The 6450-nt window shown below is 72.1% G+C and carries 3 protein-coding genes; all 3 read right to left on the bottom strand.

Annotated elements, in window-relative coordinates; all coding sequences use genetic code 11:
* Nucleotides 1-430: 430 nt before the first annotated feature.
* Genes LGQ04_RS09105 through LGQ04_RS09095 form a run of 3 tightly spaced genes read right to left on the bottom strand, consistent with a single transcriptional unit; the run spans nt 431 to nt 6341 of the window.
* Entirely contained in the window at nt 431-1690 is a 1260-nt protein-coding gene (locus tag LGQ04_RS09105; protein WP_229243373.1) for an acetate/propionate family kinase, read from the bottom strand.
* A complete protein-coding gene (gene pta / locus LGQ04_RS09100) occupies nt 1687-3855 on the bottom strand; it encodes a phosphate acetyltransferase (protein WP_229243372.1) in 2169 nt (722 codons plus the stop codon). The genes LGQ04_RS09105 and pta overlap by 4 nt, the downstream gene beginning before the upstream one ends.
* Nucleotides 3852-6341, bottom strand: coding sequence for a phosphoketolase family protein (locus tag LGQ04_RS09095; RefSeq protein ID WP_229243371.1), 2490 nt, complete (start codon nt 6339-6341; stop codon nt 3852-3854). Before LGQ04_RS09095 ends, pta begins: the two co-directional genes overlap by 4 nt.
* Between the last annotated feature and the right edge of the window lie 109 nt (nt 6342-6450).

The raw sequence follows: 6450 nt of genomic DNA, 5'->3' as shown, positions 1-6450 counted from the left end.
CGCCCCCTCCACCCCACCCCGGCGTCTCGCACGGACCTCACCTCAGCCCTCGCGCGCCGACAGCCCCCGCGCATCGCTGCGCCGCAGCACGCGCGGGGAGCGGCTGTCCGTCGTGGTGCCGTGGCGGACCAGGCGAGACGACGGCGAGCGGTGGGTCCGGGGTTGCTGCCTGGTCGTGGCGGATCAGGCGGGACGACGGCGAGCGGTGGGTCCCGGGGCTGCCGGGTCGTGGAGGACCAGGCGAGACGACGGGGAGCGGTGGGTCCGGGGGGTGCTGCCGGATCGTGGAGGGCTTGGCGGGAGCGACGCGAGGGACGAGCGGCGCGGAGGGAAGATCCGGCAGCACCCCCCGGACCCACCGCGGAGGTGACCGTGACTCGGACCGGACCGGACCTCGCCGAAGACGCGCGAACCCGCAACGGCGTCGGCGTCAGGACGCGGGACGCCCGCCCTCGACCACCTCGACGCACTGGCGGGCGATGGCGAGCTCCTCCTGGGTGGGGACGACCATGACGAGGGTGCTGGTCCAGTCGGGGGAGATGACGCGCGGCTCGCCGCTGTCGACGGCGTTGCGGTCCGGGTCGACGGCGAGGCCGAGGGGTTCGAGGCCGTCGACGACGGCGGCGCGGACGGCGGCGTCGTGCTCGCCGACGCCCGCGGTGAAGGCGACGACGTCGACGCGGCCGAGGACGGCGTGGTAGGCGCCGACGTACTTGCGCAGGCGGTGGATGTAGACGTCGAAGGCGGTGCGGGCGTCGTCGTCCCCGGCGTCGATGAGGCGGCGCAGCTCGCGGAAGTCGTTGACGCCGGACAGGCCCTTGACGCCGGAGCGCTTGTTGAACAGCGCGTCGATGTCGTCGATGCTCATTCCGGCGTTGCGGGCGAGGTGGAACACGACGGCCGCGTCGATGTCGCCGGTGCGGGTGCCCATGACGAGGCCCTCGAGCGGGGTCATGCCCATGGACGTGTCGACGGCGACGCCGCCGCGCACCGCGGAGGCGGACGCCCCGTTGCCGAGGTGCAGCACGATGGTGTTGAGGCCCTCGACGCGTCGCCCGAGGACGCGCGCGACCTTGCCGGAGACGTACTGGTGGCTCGTCCCGTGGAAGCCGTAGCGGCGCACGCCGTGCTCGGCGGCGACGCCGCGGTCGAGCGCGTAGGTGGCTGCGGCGTCGGGCAGGGTGGAGAAGAACGCGGTGTCGAAGACGGCGACGTGCGGCACGTCGGGCAGGAGCTCGCGAGCGACGCGGATGCCGGTGACGTTCGGCGGGTTGTGCAGCGGGGCGAGGGGGGAGAGGTCGTCGATCTGGCGCACCACGTCGTCGTCGACGAGGACGGGCTGGGAGAAGACGGCGCCACCGTGCACGACCCGGTGCCCCACGGCGTACACGTCGGCGTCGGCGAGGTCCGGCCCGACCTCGTCGAAGAGGCCGAGGGCGATGCGCAGGGCCTCGCCGTGGTCGGGGACGGGCTGCTCGCGGGTCGTCGTGTTGCCGGCGAACCGGTGCTTGACGATGCCGGAGTCCTCGCCGATGCGCTCGATGGTGCCCGCGGCGATGGCCTCGCCGCCGACGGGGTTGACGAGCTGGTACTTGAGCGACGACGAGCCGGAGTTCAGGACGAGGACCGAGCCGTGCGCCCCGTACGCGCTGTAGGGGTTGGGGCGCTCGCCCTCGGGCAGGATCGTCATGACGTGGCTCCGGGCGTCGTCGTGGTCGAGGGGGTCTGGGCCTGGATCGCGGTGATGGCGACGGTGTTGACGATGTCCTGCACGAGCGCGCCGCGCGAGAGGTCGTTCACGGGCTTGTTGAGCCCCTGCAGCACGGGCCCGACGGCGACCGCGCCGGCCGAGCGCTGCACCGCCTTGTACGTGTTGTTGCCCGTGTTGAGGTCGGGGAAGATGAACACGGTCGCGCGGCCCGCGACGTCGGACCCCGGCATCTTCGAGGCCGCGACGGACGCGTCGACGGCGGCGTCGTACTGGATGGGGCCCTCGACGAACAGGTCGGGTCGGCGTTCGCGCACGAGCGCGGTGCCGCGGCGCACCTTGTCGACGTCGGCCCCCGAGCCGGACTCGCCCGTCGAGTACGAGAGCATCGCCACGCGCTGGTCGACGCCGAACTGCGCGGCCGTCGCGGACGACGAGATGGCGATGTCGGCGAGCTGTTCCGCGGTCGGGTCCGGGATGACGGCGCAGTCGCCGTACACGAGCACCCGGTCCTCCAGGCACATGAGGAACACGGACGACACGACGGACACGCCCGGTTGCGTCTTGATGATCTCGAACGACGGCTTGATGGTGTGCGCCGTGGTGTGCCGTGCGCCGGAGACCATGCCGTCGGCGAGCCCCAGGTGGACCATCATCGTGCCGAAGTACGACACGTCCTGGACCCGTTCCCGGGCCTCGTCGAGCGAGACGCCCTTGTGGGCGCGCAGGCGCGCGTACTCGGCCGCGAACCGCTCGACGAGCTGCGGGTCGTGCGGGCTGACGACGTGCGCGGCGTCGATGTCGAGCCCGAGCTCGGCCGCGCGCGCCCGCACCCGCGGCTCGTCGCCGAGGATCGTCAGCTCGGCGACCTGGCGTCCCAGCAGGGTCGAGGCGGCGCGCAGGATGCGGTCGTCGTCGCCCTCGGGCAGCACGACGTGCTTGCGGTCGGCGCGGGCGCGCGACAGCAGCTCGTACTCGAACATGAGCGGCGTGACGACCTCCGGGCGCGGCACGTCGAGGCCGGCGAGGAGCGCCGCCCCGTCGATGCTCTGCTCGAACAGCGCGAGGGCCGTGTCGACCTTGCGCTGCGCGTCCTTCGTCACCCGGCCGCGGGCCTGCGCGGCGGCGCTCGCGGACCGGAACGTGCCGAGCCCCGTGCGGATGATCGGCAGGCTCGGGTCGAGGTCGGCGACGAGGCGCGCCGTGGACTCGGGCGGGAAGAAGCCACCGTTGAGGATGACCCCGGCGAGCGACGGGAAGCCGGCGGCGGAGTGCGCGGCGAGCAGCCCGATGAGGATGTCCACACGGTCGCCGGGGGTGATGACCACGGCCCCGTCGGTGAGGCGGTCGAGCAGGTGCTCGAACGACATCGCGCCGACGAGCAGGTCGGTGGCCTCGCGCGACAGCAGCTCCTCCTCGCCGAAGGCGAGCTCGCCGCCGACGGCCTCCATGAGGGCCCGCACGGTGGGCGCGTCGAGGAACGGGTCCTCGGGCACCGCCCAGCCGGGCAGGTCCGCCCGGGCGCGCTCCGCCGTCGGCCCGGTGCTCGCAGGACCGGTGGGGGCGCCGTCGGGTCCGAGCGTGGCGAGCATCGACCGCACCGCGTCGAGGTCGCCCGGCTCCACCCGGTTCGCGACGACGCCGATGGGCTGCGCGTGCTGGGAGCGCAGCTCGGCGACGCTCACCTCCACGAGGTTCCCCACGGCGTCGGGCGTGCGACCCTTGCCGGAGACGACGAGGAGTACGGGGGCGCCGAGGTTCGCGGCGACGCGCGCGTTGAACGACAGCTCGGTGGGCCCGGCCACGTCCGTGTAGTCCGTCCCCACGACGACGACGACGTCGCACACGCTCGCGACCTCGTGGTAGCGGGTCACGATGCGCGACAGCGCGGCCTCCGGGTCGGCGTGCACGTCGTCGTACGTGACGCCGATGGCCTGCTCGGCCGTGAGGTCGACGCCGTCGTGCGCGAGGAGCAGCTCCAGCACGTAGTCCTGGACGTCAGGCCCCGCCGAGCGGGTGACCGGCCGGAAGACCCCGACCCGCTGGACCTTGCGGGCCAGCAGGTCGAGGACCCCGAGCGCGATCGTGGACTTGCCGGTCTCGCCCTCGGGCGAGGCGATGTAGATGCTGCGAGCGGGAACGCTCACTCGTTGTCTCCTCCTGTGTCCTGCACGGCGCCGTTGTACTGCGGGCCGCCTTCCTCGGTGCCGGTCTCGCCGACGTCCGGCCAGACCCAGTCCCGCACCTCGGGGATGTCCTCGCCGTGCTCGCGCGTCCACTGCCGGGCGGCGAGCCGCGCGTCGACCATCTCCTGCCGCAGCCCCGCGTACCGCGAGCGCAGGGACGGGACGCGGTCGATGACGTCGATGACGAGGTGGTACCGGTCGATGTCGTTGAGCATCGCCATGTCGAAGGGCGTCGTCGTGGTGCCCTCCTCCTTGTACCCGCGCACGTGGATGTTGCCGTGGTTGGTGCGGCGGTAGGTGAGGCGGTGGATGAGCCACGGGTAGCCGTGGTAGTTGAAGATCACCGGCTTGTCCGCGGTGAACAGCGTGTCGAAGTCCTTGTCCGACAGACCGTGCGGGTGCTCGTGCTCGTCCTGCAGACGCATGAGGTCCACGACGTTCACGACGCGCACCTTGAGGTCGGGCAGGCGCGTGCGCAGGATGTCCGCCGCGGCGAGCACCTCCAGCGTCGGGACGTCGCCCGCGCACCCCAGCACGACGTCCGGGTCCTCGCCCTCGACCTCGGTGCCCGCCCACTCCCAGATGCCGAGGCCGCGCGTGCAGTGCGCGATCGCGTCGTCCATGGACAGGAACTGCGGCGCGGGCTGCTTGCCCGCCACGACGACGTTGACGTACTGGCGCGAACGCAGGCAGTGGTCGTACGTGGACAGCAGCGTGTTCGCGTCCGGCGGCAGGTAGACGCGGACGATCTCCGCCTTCTTGTTCACGACGTGGTCGATGAAGCCCGGGTCCTGGTGGCTGAACCCGTTGTGGTCCTGGCGCCACACGTGGCTCGACAGCAGGTAGTTGAGGCTCGCGACCGGGCGGCGCCACGGGATGTGGTTCGTGACCTTGAGCCACTTCGCGTGCTGGTTGAACATCGAGTCGACGATGTGGATGAAGGCCTCGTAGCTCGTGAACAGGCCGTGCCGCCCCGTGAGGAGGTAGCCCTCCAGCCATCCCTGGCACTGGTGCTCGCTGAGCATCTCCATGACGCGACCCGCGCGCGCGAGGTGCTCGTCGACGTCGGGCCCGTAGAAGTCGGCGTTCCACTGCTTGTCCGTCGTCTCGTAGACGGCCTGCAGCCGGTTCGACGCCGTCTCGTCCGGCCCGAAGATGCGGAAGTTGTCCGGGTTGAGCCGCACCACGTCGTTGAGCCACTGCCCGAGGACGCGCGTCGCCTCGGCGACGTGGCTGCCCGGCGCCGCGACGTCGACGGCGTAGTCGCGGAAGTCCGGCAGGCGCAGGTCCCTCAGGAGCAGGCCGCCGTTCGCGTGCGGGTTCGCGCTCATCCGCAGCTCCCCGGCCGGAGCGAGGGAGGCGACGTCCGGGTCGAGGCGACCGTCGTCGTCGAACAGCTCGTCGGCGCCGTAGGACTCCAGCCAGGTCTTGAGCACCTGCAGGTGCTCCGGGGTGTCGCGCGCGCTCGACAGCGGCACCTGGTGCGCGCGCCACGAGTCCTCGGTCTTCTTGCCGTCGATCTCGGGCGGGCACGTCCAGCCCTTCGGCGTGCGGAACACGATCATGGGCCACGCCGGACGCTCGTCGCTGCCCTCGTGCGCCTCCGCCTTGATGCGCGCGATGTGGTCGAGCACCTCGTCGAGCAGGGCCGCGAAGCGGCGGTGCACCTCGGCGTGGTCCTCGCCGTCGAAGCCGCCCGTGAAGAAGTACGGCGTGTGCCCGTAGCCGACCATGAGGTCGCGCAGCTCGTCGTCGCTGATGCGCGCGAGCACCGTCGGGTTGGCGATCTTGTACCCGTTGAGGTGGAGGATCGGCAGCACCACGCCGTCGCTGCGCGCGTTGACGAACTTGTTCGAGTGCCAGCTCGTGGCGAGCGGCCCGGTCTCCGCCTCGCCGTCGCCCACCACCGCCGCGACGAGCAGGTCGGGGTTGTCGAACGCCGCGCCGTACGCGTGCGACAGCGCGTACCCGAGCTCGCCGCCCTCGTGGATCGACCCGGGGGTCTCGGGCGCGACGTGGCTCGGGATGCCTCCCGGGAAGGAGAACTGGCGGAACAGGCGGCGCATGCCCTCGGCGTCCTGGGTGACGTCGGAGTAGACCTCCGAGTACGTCCCCTCCAGGTACGTGTTCGCGACGAGGCCAGGGCCGCCGTGCCCCGGCCCTGCGACGTAGATCGTCGACTGGCCGCGCTGCGCGATCGCCCGGTTGAGGTGCGCGTAGAGGAAGTTCAGGCCCGGCGTGGTGCCCCAGTGGCCCAGCAGGCGAGGCTTCACGTCGTCGCGGCTCAGCGGGGTCCGCAGCAGCGGGTTCGCGAGCAGGTAGATCTGGCCGACGGACAGGTAGTTCGCGGCGCGCCACCAGGCGTCGACGCGTCGCAGCGTGTCCTCGTCGAGGGGGGTGGCCGCGTCGCGGCGCCAGGCGGTGGTGGTGTCCGTGGTCGTGCTCATCTCACGCTCCTGCGGGGAAGGGTTCGTGAACGACTACGGCTTCATACAACCCCATGAGCCCGGGCGCTGCACGAGGGTCGGGGCCCGACGGCGGTGTGACGTGCGACGG

Origin of the sequence: Cellulosimicrobium marinum (assembly GCF_020551945.1) — a bacterium.
GTDB lineage: Bacteria > Actinomycetota > Actinomycetes > Actinomycetales > Cellulomonadaceae > Cellulosimicrobium > Cellulosimicrobium marinum.
The sequence above is the reverse complement of the archived record's forward strand: the minus strand, read 5'-3'. Positions and strand labels throughout refer to the sequence as shown.

Coding starts and splice junctions, on each gene's coding strand:
- LGQ04_RS09105 (WP_229243373.1), bottom strand. CDS start 1,690: ATGACGATCCTGCCCGAGGGCGAGCGCCCCAACCCCTACAGCGCGTAC.
- LGQ04_RS09095 (WP_229243371.1), bottom strand. CDS start 6,341: ATGAGCACGACCACGGACACCACCACCGCCTGGCGCCGCGACGCGGCC.